The sequence below is a fragment of the Cryobacterium luteum genome (genome assembly GCF_900110125.1).
GTDB classification, from domain to species: Bacteria; Actinomycetota; Actinomycetes; order Actinomycetales; family Microbacteriaceae; genus Cryobacterium; species Cryobacterium luteum.
Genome location: NZ_FOCN01000007.1, coordinates 90,617 through 108,278 on the forward strand (window position 1 = coordinate 90,617; position 17,662 = coordinate 108,278).

The window sequence follows — 17,662 nt, forward strand, 5'->3', positions numbered from 1 at the left end:
GGCCGGTGAAGTCCGGCTAAGTTGAGAATCTGTCGGTTTAGCGTAGCGTGCGCGCTACGAGCACGTTAGAGCCGCGCATACCCCCGTTTGGGGTGTACCTTCACCCGGCCCTGGCGGGGGTCGAGCGGGGGAGCGGCATCCGCTCGCGTCGGATTCAACGCCAGAATGAGCAGACATCCGAGCAGCAGGTGCATGGGGCGCAGGGCATCGATCGCGTTGAAACCGGCGATGCATACCGTGTAGGCCACCAGGGCCGCCGCGGCTCCGACCATTCTCCGGGAGAGCGCGTGAGCGACGGCCGAACCGATCATGAGCAAGAACAGGGCGAGTCCGGGCAGGCCGATGCTGATGAGCAGTTGCAACAGCGAGTTCTCAATGGTCACCTCGTTGAACAGGCGCCCGGTGATGCCCGAGGTGCCCGGCCCCGACCCGATCCAGCCGGTGAAGTTCGCGGCCTGCAGTGACACCCAGACGCCGAGGTCGCGGGCCTGCGACGACAGTTCGGCTTCGATCGAACTGTTGCGGGCGGTGAAGGCGTCGAACTGGAACAGTGCGATCACCGCGACGATCATCAGGGCCGCGAGCAGAGCAAATTTGCCCCAGCGCTTCTCACCGCGCATGACGAGCGATACCGCGTAGGCGAAGGCGATGGCGATGGCCGCCGAGAGGATCGCGCCGCGAGAAACGGTGGCGACGAGGCCGAGCCCGCTGAACACCGCGGCAACGAGGGCCGGCTTGGAATTCTCGCGCAGCCAGACGCCGATAGCGAGGGCGCAGGCGACGGCAAAGAACAAGCCGGCGAAGAGCGGATGCCCGAACGATGCGTCGGCCCGATATACCGACCAATGCTGGTGGTCGGTCAGCCCGAGCATCGAGAACAGGGTGCCCCAGAGCGGGTTGAAGCGCAGAACCCCTTCGACGAGCGCATAGGCGCCGAGGCAGGCGCCGAGCAGCAGCCAGGTTCGGCGAATCCAATAGGCCTCACGGGTGCTGGTGCCGATGCACAGCGGCAGCAGCACCGCAGCGCTGAAGCTGATCATCCAGCCGAGGCTCGCCTGCAGGTCGGTTGAACGCACGAGGGTGAACAGCGTCCAGACCAAAAACAGCAGGGCGAAGTAGCGGGTGGCTGACCGGAACGGTGCCGCCGGGGCCGCGGGGCGGGCATCCGCTTTCGCAGGCAGCAGGCGACGCACCGCCCAGACAACGATGATCATGGTGGTCAGCGGCAGAGCGCCGATCGGGCCGTCCTGCGGAAGGACGCGGGCCGGAATGAGTGCAAAGGTGGCCAGCGCAACGGCAGGAAGAATGTGGGCCGGCACCAGAAACAATGTGACCACAGCGATGAAGGCCAGCAGGGTCAGTGGGAGGACGATGATGCCGAGATCGGTGACGAAGCGCGGCAGCACCAGGCTGGCCACGATCACGAACAGGCCGGCGAGTGCGACGAGGATAATCGGCGTGCGGCGCTGGCGCAGGGTGGTGAAATCGAACATCGGCCGCCTTCGGGGGAGGTCGCGCAGGGAATGGAGTCGCGCAGGGGAGCACGAGATCTGGCCGCAGCACTGTTGGTGCAACAGGCGCAACGATAACACGTGACTTTTCCTCAGCGCCACCGAACCGGCGTGAAAACCGATACTTTGGGCGGGTCGCTGAAGGCCCGAACCATCAACGAAGGGAAGTTCTCCGGTGAAATTGTCCCGCCTGACCTACAAGCTCCTGCGTCGTTCCCGAGGCCGGGTGTACGCCATGCGCACCCTGGGCGTTCGCATCGGTGACGGCTGCCGCATTCTGAGTGATATCGCCACGACCGAGCCGTGGCTTATCTCGGTCGGCGATCGAGTGACCATCAGCTCCGGGGTGACGTTTATCACCCACGACGGTTCCGGCTGGCTTTACCGGGACGAGCGCGGTCGCCGTTATCGGTTTGCGCCGATTCGGGTGGGCTCCGACGTCTTCATCGGTGCCGGCGTTACCGTGCTGCCGGGCGTTCGAATCGGGGACCGGTGCGTCGTCGGAGCTGGGTCGGTGGTCACCGCATCGATTCCGGACGGCACCATCGTGGCCGGCGTTCCGGCGCGGCCGATCAAGGAATGGCCCGAGTTTCATGCGGCGCTCGCCGCCTGGCCGGCTGAGGCCGACATGGTCGGCGCGACCTACCGTGAGCGGGTCGACTCGATCGCCGAGGGGTTTCTGGTCAACATGCGGGCGTGGCCACGGCCTTGATGAACCCGGCGCTCTGGTAGCCGAACTGGTAGGCCCACTTCAGCGGATCCATCGGCTGTCGGGCGCCGATCACGGCGAGCGACCCGGCGTAACACCGGCTGATCTGTACCCGGGCCCGGCTCACGTGGTAGCTCGAGGTGACCACGATCACTCGATTCCAGCCTCGCGCGGTCGCAAACACGGCAATCGCCTCGGCTTCACCGCGGGTCGTGGTCGGGTGGGGGTCGAAACAGTCAACCTCGATCGTGGTGCCCGGCACGGGCACCGGGCGAGCGCACAGATTCGCCGGGCGGGTGTCGCCGCCGAACGCATCCGAGATGAGGATGCGCCCGCTATAGCCCGCTGTGGCAAGGTCGACTGCCTTTGCCACCACGGCGGCGCTGCCCAGGCCACCGAGCACGACAATCGCGTCGGCAGGCCGGGGCGGGTCTTCACGCGGAAACATCACCGTTCGGGTCGTAACAGCCAGCAGGCCCACGGCCAATAGCAGCAGACCGGTGAGTACCGTGAGCGCGCGCTGTCGGGGGCGCGACCTGCTCACTCGTTGCGCGGCAGCATCCGCTCTGCCGGGTGTGTCGATGCGGCCGCTGCCACCTCCGGCGCGCGCCCGGCGAACCAGGTTGGAACTGTGAACCCGTAACGAAGCACCGGCAGGTCGCGTACGAGGCGCCAGAGCAGCAGCGAGGCGGCGACAGCCCCGCCGGCGACGAGCACGGGCAGTGCCGGCCCGAGGCGGTCGAGCCAGGCCTCACCGCGGTACAGCAGCAGCAGGCTGGTGAAGGCTGAGACGAACAGAACGTGCACAACGTAGATCGGCAGGGTGTTGCGACCGACGTAGGCCAGCCAGTTCATGGCGCGAAAGCCGACCAGGAACCGGGCCACGAGAAGGCCGGCGCCGAGGGCGAGCAGGCTGACCAGCACGAGGGTTCCCGTGATGAACGGCACCCGCGCATCCACGGTGAGAATGACGCCGGCCAGCGCGAGGAAGGCCGCACCGAAACCGAGGCCCAGCCAGAGGGTTCCGAAGCGGCTGGGGCGGTTCACGAAGGCGAGGATCCATTCGCGCAGATAGCAGCCGAGCAGAAAGAACAGAAAGTAGCGGCCGATGCCGTTCCAGGCGATGTTGCCGGTGTCGGCGCGGGCGAAGAACAACACCGACAGCACGGCGGCGCCGCCGATCTGCACCCGCCAGTCGATGCGGCCACGCATGAGCTTGGCGGCCACGAAGAACAGGGCGAGCGCGTAGAGAAACCACAGGCCGTTACTGGGGCGCACCGGGGCGAGCAGCAGATCGATCGGGTTGGTTTCGTCGAAACCGGCCGGGTTGGGTAGCAGGGAGAAATACCCGAAGCGGATGACCGTCCAGACCAGCAAAGCCCAGACCAGCAGGCTCAGCCGGGTGCGCCACAGGTCGGGCCAGCTGCGCCGGACGACCGAGGCTGCGAACAGTCCGGAGGCGAGAAAGAACAACGGCATGCGAAACACGATGAACACGAGGTTGATCTTGTTCCACAGCTCGGGGGCCAGGCCGCTGAGCACGGTCCACTGCACCGCGTGCGCGAGGGCGACCAGCAGGATGGCGATGCCTTTGGCGCCATCAACCCAGTCGACCCGCGTCTGGTTCCCTACCCGGACCACTGCACTATGCAGACCACTGCGCAAAGGTCTTCATCATGTCCGTGTGGGCGAAGCCCGGTGTCTCATGGGCGAGGGTGTGGTACATGACCTGGGCGTCGGCGGCGACCGGCTTGATCTTATTGATCAGGGCGAGTCCGTTCTTGCTCGGAATGACCACATTGTCGGGGTGGGCGTCGTCCGAGACGAGCACCTTGACCCGACTGTTGGTCCACGGCGTTGCGCTGATGCGAGCCGGGTTGGTGCCCTTGATCAGGGTTTGGTTGTTGTCGTAGGCATCGCCGACGTGGGCTTGGTTCTTGGTGTCGTAGGCGTAGAGCCACTCGTTGTCGTACAGGGCGTTGACCATGTACAGGCCGCGAATGTAGGGGATCAGTTTCTTGCCGTAGGTGTAGCAGGCGAGGGATCCGCCGAATGACGTGGCCCGCAAAAAATTGCGGCGCACGGTGTAGAGCGAGTTTAGGTAGGTCCAGGCATTCTTCTGGGCGGTGGTGGCGATGGAATTGGTGTATTGGGTGCCGCCGGCATTGATGCAGATGGCGATGGTGTTCTGGTCGACGACGAGTTCACCGGGATACTTGAAGCCGCCGTTGAGGGCGTTGTGCGAGCTGGAGGCCGCGTGGTAGAACCACACCGCGCCCACCGAAGCGGTGGTGTTGCGAGAGATCGTCTGCGGAATGAACAGGCGGGCCCGATCACCGCCGATGTCCACCTCGATGTTGTCGTAGAGCTTCCTACCCTTCTGGGTGAGTACGTTCGACACGCGCGACACCTCTCCGGGCAGCTTCGGAGCGGTGGCAGCGAAAGCGGCCGGTGCGCCGAGCGCACCAAAACCGAGCGTGGCTGCACCAGCAGATGACAATGTGAGAAACTCTCGACGCTTCATTCTGCCGAAGGTAGCAGAGTCGATCACAGAGGTCCAACCCGGTTCTTGCGCAGCTAGGCTTCGTGCGGTGCCAGCCGCGGTCCCAGGGCCAGCCAAAGTACCCCGACCGCGAGGCCGGCACCGAGCAGCGCGCCGAGGCTGTTGGCGACAACGTCGTTGACCGTGGCAAACCGCTCCGGCAGAAAAAAGTGCTGGGCGAGTTCGATCACAGTACTCACCAGCGCGCCGCCCACCGGGCCGAGCCACCAGCGGCGAGCTCCAGCGAGCACGACGACGAGCAGGCCCACCGGAATGAACAGCGCGATGTTCGCCGTGAATTCAATGGACGGATAGTCCAGCCACGCCGGAATACCGTGAGCGTGCAGCCAGAGTACGAGCGTCGAAATCGACCCGTGCACGCCGCGATCGACGGGCGTCGGCCAGAAGGCGATCGCATTCAGGGCCACAACGTAAGCCAGCGCGAGCCAGAGAGCGGCCCGGCGCAGCAGTCCGTGCCGACGTCGACGAATCGCGGTCAACTCGGCCTACCCGTCGGCGGCGGCCGGGCCGTTGCCGACGACGCGCTTGGGCAGCGCGAACACCAGCACGAGAGCGATCACGGCGAACCCGGCGCTGACCGCCATTGCCAGGGTGGCGCTGTGCGTGAACGCGACAGCTAGGGCATCCGCTCCGGGGCCGGTCACCGTCAGCGAGCCGAAAAAGACGCTGCCGATCACGGCGATACCGACGGCGCTGCCGACGCGCTGCATGACGCCCACCACACCGCTCGCGCCGCCGGCCTCAGAGCGGTCGACGGTCGCGACGATGAACGACACGTTCGGGGCGATGAAGAGTCCGCTGCCGAGGCCGGCGATGAACAACGGCGGCAGGAGGTGCCAGTTGGTCAGGTCGCCCGGAGTGGTCAAGAGCATGACCAGCCAGATCCAGATCAGGCCGATCGTCACGAGGGTCACGCCGACCAGGAGCACCGAGCGCCCGAGCTGTTTGGCCAGCCGGTCGCTCTGGGAGGCCCCGAGTATGGTGCCGATGGCGAAGGGAATCGAGACGAGTCCAGACTCGAGAGCGCTGTGCCCCAACCCGGCCTGCCAGAGAATCGAGATGGTAAAGAAGATGCTGGTGAAAGCGGCAAAGTAGACCAGCGCGAGAATGACGCCACCGGTGAAGGCCGGGTGGGAGAACAGGTGCGGTGGCACGAGCGGGCTGCCGTCACGTTTGGCGACACTCACTTCCCAGGCGCCGAAAGCCACCACGAGCAGCGCACCGGCTGCGAGGGTGAGGAAGGTCCACAGCGGCCAGCCCTGGTCTTCGCCCTCGATGAGCGGCACCAGCAGTGCTACCAGACCGGCAGAGATGAGGACGAGGCCGAGCCAGTCGATGTTCGCCCGGGAGATCTGTGCTTTCCGGGGGAGAGCTGCACCGGCGGGCAGGAGAAAAACCGTGGCGATGAGGGCCAGAATACCGATCGGCAGGTTCACCCAGAACACCAGCCGCCAACCGTCCGCGGCGCCGAAGGCCTCGATGATGAGCCCGCCGACGATGGGGCCGAGGGCGGTGGAGACTCCGATGACCGATCCCATGATCGCGAAAGCCTTACCGCGGGCCGCGGGCGGGAACATCAGCTGGATCACGGCGGTCACGGCCGGCACGAACATGCCGCCGGCCAGTCCCTGAACCACGCGGGCCACGATGAGCTGCAGGTCGTTCTGCGCGAGCCCACAGGCCAGGCTCGCCATTGTGAACAAGGCCAGTCCCGTGAAAAAGACCCATTTGTGACCGACGCGGTCGCCGACGCGGCCCGCCGGAATGAGCGCGAGGCCGAAGGCGAGGGCGTAGCCGGAGATGATCCACGACAGGGTGGCCTCGCTGGCGTCGAGACTCGTGCGAATACTCGGCAGCGCCACATTCACGATGGTCGTATCGAGCAGCGCCATGAACATGCCCGAGAGCAGCACGATCAGGGCCTGCCACGCCCGGCGCGGAACGAGCGGTGCGGTGGGGGTGGCGGGCGTAGAAGTCACAGGAGATCCTACAACGAAACCCCCACTCGGCTTGAGTGAGGGTTTCATTGTCGTGCTGCTACTGCTGTCGGGGTAACAGGATTTGAACCTGCGACCTCGTCGTCCCGAACGACGCGCGCTACCAAGCTGCGCCATACCCCGATGGCCCGTGGGCCTCAATCAGTATAGGCGCTCAACGTCCCTCACAACGAATTGAGCGGGCAGTTAGGCCGCGGTCAGCGTGAGCAGGGTCGCTTCGGGCGGGCAGGCGAAGCGTACCGGCGCATAAATGGAAGTACCGAGGCCGGCCGAGACGTTCAGAAATGCCGTGCGCAGGCCGTGGTTCCAGAGGCTCAACCCTTTCACCTGGCGGCGCGGAATATCGCAGTTGGTCACAAGCGCGCCGAAACCTGGCACGCAGACCTGACCGCCGTGGGTGTGCCCGGCCAGGATCAGCTGGGCGCCATGATTCACGAAAGAGTTCAACACCCGCTGATACGGGGCATGCGCGACGCCGACGGTAAGCGTGGAGCGCGGCGCCGCGGCTTGTTCCGGGTCGGGCCAGACGTCGTCGCCGAGCGGATCGTTCGCCCGCAGGTCATCGATCGCGCGCGTGATCAGGTCGAGCCGGTCCCGCCCGATGTGTGGGTCGTCGACACCGAAGAACTCCACGTGGGTGTCCTTCAGATCGAGCGCCTCGGCCGCATTGTTGATGTCGGTCCACCCCAGATCGGCGAACACCTGGCGGAGGGCGTCGGTGTCGAGCTCCTCCGGGCGAATTGTGCGCCGGCTGGACGGGCCGCCGAAGTAGGTGAACGGGTTCTTCAGTTGTGGTCCGACGTAGTCGTTGGATCCGTTGACGAACACGCCGGGAATACCGCGGAACGGTGCGAGGGCATACTCGATGCCCCTGACGCCGTCTTCGTGCCCGAGGTTGTCGCCGGTGTTCACGACGAGGTCGGGTTTCAGCGCGGCGAGGCTGCGCACCCACTCCTGCTTGTTCTTCTGCCACGGTGCCATGTGCAGGTCGGACAGGTGCAGCACGCGAATGGATGCTGAGTCCGGCGCGAGCACCGGAACGCTCACCTCACGCAGCGTGAACCGGGTGCGCTCCACGAGAGTGCCCCAGGCAAAGGCGGCGAGGCCGAGCGCGCCCGCCGCCGCGAGCATCGTGCCGACGAGCCGGCCGCCCTCGCCGGGCCGGCGAAGCGCGGTCACTCTTTGGGTTTCGTATCGGTTGCTGCGGGCGCCGTGTATTTGCCGATGACGATGGTCACGGCGTCGCCGGGGCGGCCAGCCGTGCCCTCGCCCGGCTGAACGGCGACAACCTTGCCGTTCTGCGCCTCGTCGAGGGTCGGCTCTTCGGTCTTGGCCACGGTGAAACCATAGGGGGCGCCGGTGAGCGCCGTTCGGGCATCCGCTTCGGACTTGCCGATGATTCCCTTGGGAATGACAACGCCGGTACCGTCGCTTGAGAAGGCCGTGATGGTGGCACCGCGAGTGGAAGCCGAACCGCCCGCCGGGTCCGTGTTTGCCACGGTGCCGGCGGGCATTTCGGAGGTGGTCGCGCCGCCGTCGACGAACAGGAACCCGGCCGCCTCGAGAGTGGTCTTGGCCTCGGCCATGGACTTGCCGCGCACGTCGGGCACCGGAACGGACACTGCATTGATCACGTTGGACGAGGCTTCAGGGAAATCGTCCCCGCCGTACTTCGCGTTGGCGGCTGACATGACGACCGGCCAGATGCGGTGGCGCGCCGTGGAGCCATCCTTGCCGAACAGCCGGCCACTGTAGGTGCGCTGATTCTTCCAGTTCAAGCCGCCGACGTTGACCACGCCGACGACGGTGGCGACCTGGGTCGTGGCGCCACTCATCCAGGTGTCTTTGGCGGAGTCGGTGGTTCCAGTCTTACCGATCATGGGCAGCCGGGGTGAGGTATTGCCGTTGGATAAGCGGGCCGTTCCGCCGGTCATAACTGTTTGCATCGCGTGCTGCATGCCGGCGGCCACCGCGGGTTCGACCGATTGGGTGCAGGTCGACTTCGGAATCGGCATTTCGGTACCGTCAGAGCGGATCATCTTGGAGATGGCGACGGGGGTACATGTCATGCCATTGTTGGCGATGCCGGCAAAGGCCGCCGCCATCGTGAGCGGTGCGATTTCGTTGGTGCCGATCACCGATGCGGCGTTCTGGCCGAGCTCGCCGCCGTCGGCGCGGTGCACGCCGAAGTTCTCCGCGGTCTTGCGAATTCCGCAGAGGTCGAGCTTCTTGGCCATGCCGATGAAGCCGGTGTTGATGGAGTTGGTCGTGGACTGGAGGGCGGAATAGTTTGGGTTCGATTCGCTGCTGCCGCCGTCGTTTCGAGGGTTGAAAGGCGGCGTGTCGGAGTCATAGTTTTGCACGCCGAGGCAGCTGTCCTGAAAGTTGCCCCAGTTCGACTTGCGGCGGGAGTCGACGCGCTCGGTGAGCGCGTGGCCTTCCTTGAGCCACTCGGCCAGGGTGAACACCTTGTATGTTGACCCGGGCTGGAATCCGCGCGAACCGCCAAAGGCGAAGTCGGTGTTGTAGTTGATGCTCGTGTAGTTGGCACCGGTGGCCTGAACGTCCGGATCCTGGCTGTAGTCCTTGTTCTGGGCCATGACGAGAATGGCTCCGGTGCCGACCCTGACGCTCGACACGACGCCGCCGACGTTCCAATCGTTAACGACCTTGGGAACGTTCGCGTTCAGTGCAGCAACCGAGGTTGCCTGGAGGTCGAGGTCGAGGGTCGTATAAACGTCGAACCCGCCCTGGCTGAAGTTGGCCAGGCGCTCCTCTTCGGTCGCCCCGAAGGTCACATCGTTCTTAAGTACTCTGGTCACGTAGTCGCAGAAGAAGGCACTGTCTCCGGCGGTCTGGCAGCCGGTGCTCGGCACGGTGATGACGGGCTCGACCGGCGCGGCCACTGCGGCGTCGTAGTCGGCCTGGGCGATCTTGTCGTACTTCAACATCTCCTGAAGAATATAGTCGCGACGAAACTTATTGTCGGCGTAGCCATTGGCGGCACCGTTGGTTTCGCTGTCGGGGCGGTCGAGCTGAAACTTCACAGGGTTGTTCACGATCGCCACGAGACTCGCCGCCTGCGGCAGGGTCAGGGCCAGCGCCGTGGTGTTGAAGTAATAGTTGGCGGCGGCTTCGATGCCATACACCGTTCCGCCGTAGCCGGCGATGTTGAGGTAGCCGCGAAGAATGTCTGCTTTTTCGTACTTCTTCTCGATGCCGATGGCGAGGCGCATCTCGCGCAGCTTACGGTCAGCCGTCGGCTTGGTCGCGTCGGCGTAGCAAGCCTCGGCTGCGTCGGCGTCTGTCATGACCTCGCACTTTTGAATGAGTACGTTCTTCACGTACTGCTGGGTAATCGAGGAACCACCGCGGGTTTCACCGCCGGCCAGGGTCTGCACAGCGCCGTTGAAGCTCGACTGGATGTCGACGCCGCCGTGTTCCATGAAACGCGGGTCTTCACCGGCAATCGCGGCGTCCTTGGCGAACTGACTGATGGCGTCGGACGCGACGTCGACCCGGTTCTGCTCGTAGAACGAGGCGAGGAGTACGCGGGTGCCCACCGGGTCGGCGGCGTCGGTCGACGCGTAGATGTTGCTCTTCTGGGAGAGACGATCAATGGACAGGTACTCGGGCAGGCTGTCGAACACGTTGATGGTGTTCGTGGCGGCCATTCCCGACAGGGCAACGGCTGGGGCGACGGCGGCGGTCACGAGAATGCCGGCGACGGCACTCATTCCGACGAGACCCAGGAAACCCCCCAGAGCCCCGCTCACGGTTCGATTTTTGGCAGACATACACTTGAGCGTAAGCGACAAATCTGAATGCCCGCCTCGATAGGAGTCACATGCCCGCCTGGGAATACCTCACAACGCCGTTGATGATCCACAATACGGCCGCCATTTTGAACAACTGGGGCACTGACGGGTGGGAACTCGTGCAGGTGGTACCCGGCCCCGAAGGTGGCCTCGTTGCCTACCTGAAACGCCCGCTCGCCGCCAAGGAAGACGCATAACCGTGTCAAAGATCGAAGCCCGCCTGGCCGAACTGGGCCTTGAGCTGCCCAATGTCGTTCCGCCGGTCGCGGCGTACCTGCCCGCCGTGATCAGCAACGGATTCGTCTACACCGCCGGGCAGCTGCCGATGGTGTCGGGCGCACTGCCCGCCGCCGGCAAGGTCGGTGATGGCCACGGCCTCGTTCCCGCCGCCGACGCCCAGGAGTACGCCCGTACCTGCGCACTCAACGGTCTCGCCGCGATCAAGAGCGTGATCGGGTCGCTCGACCGCATCACCCAGGTGGTCAAGGTTACCGGCTTCGTCGCCTCCGACCCGTCGTTCACCGGCCAGCCGACCGTCGTCAACGGCGCCTCCGACGTGCTTGTCGACATCTTCGGCGACATCGGCCGTCACGCACGGTCCGCCGTCGGGGTTGCCGTGCTGCCGCTTGACGCCCCGGTCGAAATCGAGTTCGTCGTCGCCTTCGCGTAACCCGTTCGTAACTCCTGCAATTCGGGACGGCCGCGCGGAGCATCCACTGAAAATCAAGGCTCTCGCTGAGCCAGGCCACGAATTGCAGGAGTTATGCGCACCGGCGTGAAGAAACAGTTGAGGCCGCTCCCTTTCGGAGAGCGGCCTCAACTGGTATCTGGCTTGCTACTTCTTCATCTGCGACGTGATGGTGTTCATCACCATGGTGTCGGCGAGGGTCGTCACGTCGCCGACGTCGCGCCCTTCGGCCGCGTCGCGCAGCAGACGCCGCATGATCTTGCCCGAGCGGGTCTTCGGCAGCTCGTCGACGATGTAGATGTCGCGCGGGCGGGCGATGGCACCGATCTGCTGGGCCACGTGCGCTCGCAGAATGCCCACGATGTCCTCGTGCGAGGCGATCTCAGCCTGGCTGAACTTGATCACCACGAACGCGACGACCGCCTGACCGGTGGTCTCATCGGCGGCGCCGACCACGGCGGCTTCGGCCGTGAGGGAGTGCGCCACGAGGGACGACTCGATCTCGGCGGTGGACAGGCGGTGACCCGACACGTTCATGACGTCGTCGACGCGGCCGAGCAGCCAGATGTCACCGTCGTGGTCGAGCCGAGCGCCGTCGCCGGCGAAGTACAGCGGGCCGTCCTTCGCGCCCGTGGTGCCCTCGAACTTGTCCCAGTAGGTCTCCTTGAAGCGTTCGGGGTCGCCCCAGATGCCGCGGAGCATGGCCGGCCAGGGCTGGGTGACCACGAGGAGTCCGCCGTTGCCGTGGCCAACGTGCTGGCCGTCATCGTCGAGCACGTCGATGGTGATGCCCGGCACCGGAACCTGGGCGGCGCCCGGCTTCGTCTCGGTGAGCCCGGCGAGGGCCGAGACCATGATTGATCCGGTCTCGGTCTGCCACCAGGTGTCGACGATGGGAGTGAGATTGCTGCCGATGACCTCGCGGTACCACATCCAGGCCTCGGGGTTGATGGGCTCACCCACCGAGCCGAGCACGCGCAGGCTTGACAGGTCGAACTTCTGCGGAATCTGGCGGCCGAGTTTCATGAACGTGCGGATGGCGGTCGGCGCTGTATACAGAATCGAGACCTTGTACTTTTCGATGATTTCCCACCAGCGGCCGGTGTGCGGGGAATCGGGAGTGCCCTCGTAGAGCACCTGGGTGGCACCGTTGGCGAGCGGTCCGTAGACCACGTAGCTGTGTCCGGTGATCCAGCCGACGTCGGCGGTGCACCAGTACACATCCGTTTCAGGCTTGAGGTCGAAGACGTTCTGGTGGGTGAACGCGTTCTGCGTCAGGTAGCCGCCGCTGGTGTGCAGAATTCCCTTGGGCGCACCGGTCGTGCCCGATGTATACAGAATAAAGAGCGGGTTCTCGGCCGGGAAGGATTCAGCTTCGTGCTCGGGAGACGCTGTTTCCATGGCGTCGGACCACCACACGTCGCGGTCGTTCCACTGCACGTCCTGGCCGGTGCGCTTGACCACGAGCACGTTCTTCACCGACGAGTCGTTGCTCTGCAGGGCAGCGTCCACGGCCGGCTTCAGGGCACTGATCTTACCCTTGCGGTAGCCGCCATCGGCGGTGATGACGAGCACGGCGTTGGCGTCGTCGATGCGTGAGCGCAGGCTCTCCGCGCTGAACCCGCCGAAGATGACCGAGTGCACGGCGCCGATGCGGGCCACGGCGAGCATGGAGATGACGGCTTCGGGAATCATCGGCAGGTAGACAGCCACGCGGTCACCGGCCGTGACGCCGAGCCCGAGCAGTACGTTGGCGGCTTTTTTGACCTCGGTGGTCAGTTCGGCGTAGGTATAGCTGCGCGAATCGCCGGGCTCCCCCTCGAAGTAGAGCGCGACGCGGTCGCCGTTGCCGGCCAGAACGTGGCGGTCGAGGCAGTTGTAGGCGACGTTGAGTTCGCCGTCTTCGAACCACTTTGCGAACGGGGGATTCGTCCAGTCGAGGGTCTTGGTGAATGGCTTGTGCCAGTGCAGCAGATTTCTGGCCTGATCAGCCCAAAATGTGGCCGGATCTTTCTGTGCGTCGGTGTACAGGTCGGGTGTCGCTGCTGTCTGTGCGGCGAATTCGGGAGTGGGCGCGAATCGACGCGATTCGTGCAGGAGGGTGTCAATTTTAACCGTCATATGTGTAATTCGCTCCTTTGCGGTACGTGCATGCAGGACATTGCCAGCTCACCTGAACCCTACCGGTCCGGGTCATTTTCTGTATACACAAACGAAATACTGAGAAATGGGCCCCCGTTTCAGGGACATTTTCTACCCCCCAGGCGAGTGTCCTCCCAAATGAGGACATTGGACTTGCAATTTGGTCGCAGCTGCGTAAACTGAAACACGTCTGAACGAAAGTTTTGACCAGCACCGCGTACGGTTCCCCCCAATCTGCGTGGTGCTAGGCGGCACCTGTTCCCCCCAATAGGTGCCGCCCCTTCTTTTTAATTGGGCTCCTCCCCAGGCCTGCTGGCGGGCGGGTTCTGCACAAATTCTGCGGCGGCAGCAGAGGCGTGGCCGCCTGGCCGTAGCGTCGAAGCATGGGCCAGCCCTTCGTCGCCGTTCCCTCCTACGCCGTCCCGGTCGAGTCGCCGCGGTCAGATCCTGGCACGCCGCCGTCGACCGGTGCGCCCCCTGCTGCACTACCGCCCGCGAACACCGCTCGACATCGCACGGCGACCACGCTTCACGTTGAAGCGAGCGTGGTCGATCCGACCGCGCCTGAACCGACCGCGCCTGAACCGTCAAGGCCTGAACCGGCCGCAGCCGGCAACGAGCGCATGAATGTGCGCGCACTCGGACCCCTCGCCAGCTACGCCGCACACCCCGACACGACCGACCTGTTCGTCAACGGCGACTCGGGACTGTGGATCGATGCCGGGCGCGGTCTCTCGTTCGCGCCCGCGTGGCAGTTCGGCGAGGCCGCGGTGCGGGAGTTGGCTGTGCGGCTGATCGCGCTCGGCGGCCGGCACATCGACGAGGCGAGCCCGTGCGTCGACGTGCGTCTGGCCGACGGCATCCGCGTGCATGCCGTGCTGCCGCCGGTGTCGAGTACGGGAACGCTGCTCTCCATTCGGCTGCCGCACGCCGCCGACCGGAGCCTCGCTGCGCTCGCTGATGCTGGTTTGTTCGGCGTGGGGGAGGCATCCGCTGCGCAGTTGAACCGACTGCTCAAAGCGGTACGGGATCGCCAGAATATTCTCATCACCGGTGCAGCCGGGAGCGGGAAGACTACCCTGCTCGCCGCACTGCTCGGCGAAGCGCCGGCCCACGAACGCATCGTCGCGATCGAAGATGTGGCCGAGCTGCGCATCCGGCATCCGCACGTGGTCGCGTTGGAGGCCCGGCAGGCTAATTTGGAGGGAGCCGGGCGCATCGGCCTCGAGGCGCTGTTGCGCGAAGCGCTGCGCATGCGGCCGGATCGTCTCGTGCTGGGCGAGTGCCGCGGATCGGAGATTCGGGAGTTGCTCGCCGCCCTCAACACCGGGCACGACGGGGGAGCCGGCACTCTGCACGCGAATTCGCTCGAAGATGTTCCGGCCCGGTTGGAAGCGCTCGGTTCTCTTGCCGGGATGAGCGCCGCGGCCGTAGCCCGGCAGACGGTGAGCGCGATCGGATTGGTGCTGCATCTGGAGCGTGTCGACGGGGAGCGAAGGCTCGAAGCGGTCGGTCGGTTCACCCTCAACGGCCGAGACCGGCTGTCGATCGAGGCGGCCTGATGCCGGTGGAGGCCGTGCGGCCACTCGAAGAAGTCGCGGCGGTCACCCAGCGGCTCGCGGTGTTGCTGTCGGCCGGTGTCTCTCCGGTGTCGGCCTGGGGGTATCTCATGCCGGTTCGGGAGAAGACGGCGGGTCCGGGGGCCGAGCCGATCACGCCCACGCGGAGGGGCGCCTCACCGCCGAGCCCAACTGATTCGACGACCACGGGCATCCTGCGGGCTGCAGCCAGGGCGGCGTCCCGCGGCGATAGTGTGGCCGACGCGATCGCCGGCCAGGCGCGCCGCCAAGCGAGAGAGCGCCCGTCGTCCGGCGGCGGGCGGCGGGCGCCACGGTCGGCCCGCACCGGGCGAAGGGGCGAAGCGCCCGGGCAGACTGAGCGCGCGTGGCTCGGACTCGCCGCGGCGTGGCAGGTGGCGACCCAGACGGGCGCCCCGCTCGCCGGATGCCTGCGCGAGCTCGCCGCGTCGCTGCGCGACCTCGCTCAGGTGCAGCGCGACCTGGAGGTGGCTCTGGCTGCACCGCGAGCGACGGCCCGGCTGGTCATGGTGCTGCCGGTGATTGGCGTTCTGTTCGGCAGTCTGATGGGGTTCGACTCCCTGCACACCCTGTTTGCGACTGTGCCGGGGCTGGTCTGCCTCGGTGGTGGCGCACTGTTGATGCTCGCTGCTGCGAGTTGGAGCCGCGCGCTCGTGGGCCGGGCGGCTCCGACGGAGCTGACCCCCGGGCTGCGCCTCGAGCTCATGGCGATTGCCATGTCCGGCGGCGGGTCGGTGGACCGTTCGCGCGCGCTCGTGCATGCCGCAGCACGGCGCTACGGCATCACCTCCGCGAGCGATGTCGATCCGATTGAGCGGGTGCTCGCCCTGTCGATGCGCGCGGGGGTTCCCGCCGCGGAATTGCTGCGCAGCGAGGCCGAACAGCTGCGTCGTGATGCCCGCAGTGCTGGAGCGCGCCGGGCCGCGACGCTCTCGGTGACGCTGATGCTGCCACTCGGCCTGTGCGTGCTGCCCGCGTTCATGCTCGTTGGGGTGGTGCCGCTGCTGATCAGCGTGCTGTCCTCCACCCTCACGACGTTCTGAAGTTTTCCACAGATGAGCAACTGCCGCGGCGCCGGCGAGCACACCGGAGCAGAGTGATCGTGCTCGTGCCGCCCAACCCGCGTCGATGGACGCCGAAGGAGACGAGTCTGTGTATACAAAGATGGCTGCACCCGCCGTGCCCGCTGTGCCCGCTGCATCCGCTGTCACCGGCCGCACTGCGCTGAGGCGTCTGGCCGACGAGGCCGGAGCCGCCACCGCGGAATACGTTGTGGCCACGATGGCCGCGGTCGGATTTGCCGGGCTGCTTATTGTCATTCTGCGCAGCGATGAGGTGCGGGGAATGCTCACCGATCTGGTGCGTCGTGCTCTCAGCATCGGGTAGCCGGGGTCCTCGAAGGCTTCGGGAACTGTGGGGCCATCCGGATATTGTCGGGCTTCGCGCTGCTCGGGGCAGCACGACGGCCGAATTCGCCACCGCCTTGCCGGCGATCGTGCTCGTTCTGGCCTGTTGTCTCGGCGCCGTTCAGGTGGTGGGCGTGCAGGTGCGGTTGACGGATGCGGCCGCCAGCGCAGCGCGCGCGCTCGCCCGAGGTGAGAGTGCGGGGCGGGCTTCCGGCCTCGTGCAGAGTGCGGTCACCGGGGCGAGACTGTCGTCGGATCGTCGCGGGGAGTTCGTCTGTGCCCGCGTCAGGGCGCAGGGGTTGCCGGGAATATTCGCGGTCCTAACCCTCGAAGCGCAATCCTGCGCCCTGGCCGGCGGCTTATGAGTGAGAAAGACCACCGCTCGACGGCCGGTACGGCCGAGGTCCCGCCTGCCGAGCGCGGAGCGGGCTCGATCCTCGCCCTCGCGGTGCTCGCGGGCACCGTGCTGCTGACCACCCTGGTCGTGTCGATCCTCGGGCTGCTGGCCGTCGGTCGATCCGTCGCGAGCGCGGCCGACGCGGCCGCTCTGGCTGCCGCCGACACCGCTTCCGGTGCGATCGCGGGCTACCCCTGCGCGGCAGCGGATGCCGCGGCCGCCCTGAACGAGACGGCCGTCACGCGCTGTGCGGTGACGGGGCTGATCGCATCCGTTTCGGTGCGGCGTCGGGTGAACGGCATCGACATCACCGCGAGCGCCAGGGCCGGGCCGCCGCCGGACGTACCAGCTGAATGAAGCAGTCCGGATGAGCGCGCTGATGAACCGACCGGCTGAAGCAATCGGATGGACTAGTGGGGCGAACTAGGAGAGGAGAACCTCGAGGTAGCGGTACTCGACCGCGGTCGGGCGGCCGGGCGAGTCGGAACCCTCAAACTCGAGGCCAGCGCCGCGCGCGTACAGGTAGCGCTTGCCGGAGTCGGCCGGAATCTCGATGCGGGGTTGCGGATCGCCCGAGTCGAGGAAGGTTGTCGTGATTGTCTTGCCCTGAAGGGGCCCATCCGTCAACTTCGCGGTGTATGTGGCCGTCGTTGTACCCATGGGTCTATTCTGCACTTGGGCGGGCAAACAGCAAGGGCTTGGGATTGTTGTCGTGCATGCTCTGAGCGAACTGGGCGATGGCTGGGAGCGCCGTGTGCGCCGCCGGGACGCGCCGAGGAGAACCTGTCGATAGGCGCGCATTCCATTCCGGTGTGTATGGTGTGCCTTGGCCC

The 17,662-nt window shown here is 65.9% G+C and carries 18 protein-coding genes and 1 tRNA gene; 8 read left to right on the forward strand and 11 right to left on the reverse strand.

The window, feature by feature from the left end:
* Window positions 1-65 precede the first annotated feature (65 nt).
* Window positions 66-1,493, reverse strand: coding sequence for an O-antigen ligase family protein (locus BMW72_RS09230; RefSeq protein ID WP_092109825.1), 1,428 nt, complete (start codon window positions 1,491-1,493; stop codon window positions 66-68).
* Between the two features lie 193 nt (window positions 1,494-1,686).
* Between BMW72_RS09230 and BMW72_RS19510 the strand changes: the two genes are divergently transcribed.
* Window positions 1,687-2,223: an acyltransferase gene (locus BMW72_RS19510; protein WP_092109827.1), complete on the forward strand. Its 537-nt coding sequence runs from the start codon at window positions 1,687-1,689 to the stop codon at window positions 2,221-2,223.
* Here the strand turns inward: BMW72_RS19510 and BMW72_RS09240 are convergent.
* The 8 genes from BMW72_RS09240 to BMW72_RS09275 form a co-directional block, all read right to left on the reverse strand.
* Window positions 2,195-2,764: a YdcF family protein gene (locus tag BMW72_RS09240; protein ID WP_092109829.1), complete on the reverse strand. Its 570-nt coding sequence runs from the start codon at window positions 2,762-2,764 to the stop codon at window positions 2,195-2,197. The two genes, BMW72_RS19510 and BMW72_RS09240, sit on opposite strands and share 29 nt — an antisense overlap.
* Window positions 2,761-3,861, reverse strand: coding sequence for an acyltransferase family protein (locus BMW72_RS09245; protein WP_166787658.1), 1,101 nt, complete (start codon window positions 3,859-3,861; stop codon window positions 2,761-2,763). Before BMW72_RS09245 ends, BMW72_RS09240 begins: the two co-directional genes overlap by 4 nt.
* A gap of 4 nt (window positions 3,862-3,865) precedes the next feature.
* Window positions 3,866-4,744: a hypothetical protein gene (locus BMW72_RS09250; RefSeq protein ID WP_139175909.1), complete on the reverse strand. Its 879-nt coding sequence runs from the start codon at window positions 4,742-4,744 to the stop codon at window positions 3,866-3,868.
* Between the two features lie 53 nt (window positions 4,745-4,797).
* On the reverse strand, window positions 4,798-5,262 hold the full coding sequence (locus BMW72_RS09255) for a VanZ family protein (protein WP_092109835.1): 465 nt from the start codon (window positions 5,260-5,262) through the stop codon (window positions 4,798-4,800).
* Between the two features lie 6 nt (window positions 5,263-5,268).
* Window positions 5,269-6,762 carry a DHA2 family efflux MFS transporter permease subunit gene (locus BMW72_RS09260; protein WP_166787659.1) on the reverse strand — a complete coding sequence of 498 codons (1,494 nt, stop codon included), beginning with the start codon at window positions 6,760-6,762 and terminating at the stop codon, window positions 5,269-5,271.
* A 67-nt stretch (window positions 6,763-6,829) separates the two neighbouring features.
* A tRNA-Pro gene (locus BMW72_RS09265) sits at window positions 6,830-6,903 on the reverse strand.
* A gap of 63 nt (window positions 6,904-6,966) precedes the next feature.
* Complete coding sequence (locus BMW72_RS09270) at window positions 6,967-7,911, reverse strand: metallophosphoesterase (RefSeq protein ID WP_092109978.1); 945 nt, start codon at window positions 7,909-7,911, stop codon at window positions 6,967-6,969.
* Window positions 7,912-7,955: 44 nt separating this feature from the next.
* Window positions 7,956-10,556 carry a transglycosylase domain-containing protein gene (locus BMW72_RS09275; protein ID WP_241983794.1) on the reverse strand — a complete coding sequence of 867 codons (2,601 nt, stop codon included), beginning with the start codon at window positions 10,554-10,556 and terminating at the stop codon, window positions 7,956-7,958.
* A gap of 71 nt (window positions 10,557-10,627) precedes the next feature.
* On the opposite strand from BMW72_RS09275, the gene sp36 reads away from it, so the two are divergent.
* Complete coding sequence (gene sp36, locus BMW72_RS18725) at window positions 10,628-10,795, forward strand: Sp36 family protein (RefSeq protein WP_166787660.1); 168 nt, start codon at window positions 10,628-10,630, stop codon at window positions 10,793-10,795.
* A gap of 2 nt (window positions 10,796-10,797) precedes the next feature.
* Entirely contained in the window at window positions 10,798-11,268 is a 471-nt protein-coding gene (locus tag BMW72_RS09280; RefSeq protein WP_092109841.1) for a RidA family protein, read from the forward strand.
* Between the two features lie 165 nt (window positions 11,269-11,433).
* On the opposite strand, the gene acs is transcribed toward BMW72_RS09280, so the two are convergent.
* A complete protein-coding gene (acs, locus tag BMW72_RS09285) occupies window positions 11,434-13,407 on the reverse strand; it encodes an acetate--CoA ligase (RefSeq protein ID WP_092109843.1) in 1,974 nt (657 codons plus the stop codon).
* Between the two features lie 404 nt (window positions 13,408-13,811).
* Between acs and BMW72_RS09290 the strand changes: the two genes are divergently transcribed.
* The 5 genes from BMW72_RS09290 to BMW72_RS09310 all read left to right on the forward strand — a co-directional run bounded on the left by BMW72_RS09290 (window position 13,812) and on the right by BMW72_RS09310 (window position 17,186).
* Complete coding sequence (locus BMW72_RS09290; protein WP_092109845.1) at window positions 13,812-14,990, forward strand: TadA family conjugal transfer-associated ATPase; 1,179 nt, start codon at window positions 13,812-13,814, stop codon at window positions 14,988-14,990.
* Window positions 14,990-16,069: a type II secretion system F family protein gene (locus tag BMW72_RS09295; RefSeq protein ID WP_092109847.1), complete on the forward strand. Its 1,080-nt coding sequence runs from the start codon at window positions 14,990-14,992 to the stop codon at window positions 16,067-16,069. The genes BMW72_RS09290 and BMW72_RS09295 overlap by 1 nt, the downstream gene beginning before the upstream one ends.
* A gap of 109 nt (window positions 16,070-16,178) precedes the next feature.
* Window positions 16,179-16,412, forward strand: a complete 234-nt coding sequence (locus BMW72_RS09300) for a DUF4244 domain-containing protein (protein WP_241983795.1) — start codon at window positions 16,179-16,181, stop codon at window positions 16,410-16,412.
* Between the two features lie 43 nt (window positions 16,413-16,455).
* Window positions 16,456-16,797, forward strand: coding sequence for a TadE family type IV pilus minor pilin (locus BMW72_RS09305; protein ID WP_092109979.1), 342 nt, complete (start codon window positions 16,456-16,458; stop codon window positions 16,795-16,797).
* Entirely contained in the window at window positions 16,794-17,186 is a 393-nt protein-coding gene (locus tag BMW72_RS09310; protein ID WP_092109851.1) for an Rv3654c family TadE-like protein, read from the forward strand. The genes BMW72_RS09305 and BMW72_RS09310 overlap by 4 nt, the downstream gene beginning before the upstream one ends.
* Before the next feature lie 66 nt (window positions 17,187-17,252).
* Here the strand turns inward: BMW72_RS09310 and BMW72_RS09315 are convergent, their stop codons facing one another.
* Window positions 17,253-17,489 carry a hypothetical protein gene (locus BMW72_RS09315; RefSeq protein WP_092109853.1) on the reverse strand — a complete coding sequence of 79 codons (237 nt, stop codon included), beginning with the start codon at window positions 17,487-17,489 and terminating at the stop codon, window positions 17,253-17,255.
* Window positions 17,490-17,662 lie beyond the last annotated feature (173 nt).

Bases quoted from the DNA above. Each gene is read 5' to 3' on its own strand.
- BMW72_RS09230 (WP_092109825.1), bottom strand. From the start codon at position 1,493: ATGTTCGATTTCACCACCCTGCGCCAGCGCCGCACGCCGATTATCCTC.
- BMW72_RS09250 (WP_139175909.1), bottom strand. From the start codon at position 4,744: ATGAAGCGTCGAGAGTTTCTCACATTGTCATCTGCTGGTGCAGCCACG.
- BMW72_RS09270 (WP_092109978.1), bottom strand. From the start codon at position 7,911: ATGCTCGCGGCGGCGGGCGCGCTCGGCCTCGCCGCCTTTGCCTGGGGC.
- sp36 (WP_166787660.1), top strand. From the start codon at position 10,628: ATGCCCGCCTGGGAATACCTCACAACGCCGTTGATGATCCACAATACG.
- acs (WP_092109843.1), bottom strand. From the start codon at position 13,407: ATGACGGTTAAAATTGACACCCTCCTGCACGAATCGCGTCGATTCGCG.
- BMW72_RS09290 (WP_092109845.1), top strand. From the start codon at position 13,812: ATGGGCCAGCCCTTCGTCGCCGTTCCCTCCTACGCCGTCCCGGTCGAG.
- BMW72_RS09295 (WP_092109847.1), top strand. From the start codon at position 14,990: ATGCCGGTGGAGGCCGTGCGGCCACTCGAAGAAGTCGCGGCGGTCACC.
- BMW72_RS09310 (WP_092109851.1), top strand. From the start codon at position 16,794: ATGAGTGAGAAAGACCACCGCTCGACGGCCGGTACGGCCGAGGTCCCG.
- BMW72_RS09315 (WP_092109853.1), bottom strand. From the start codon at position 17,489: ATGGGTACAACGACGGCCACATACACCGCGAAGTTGACGGATGGGCCC.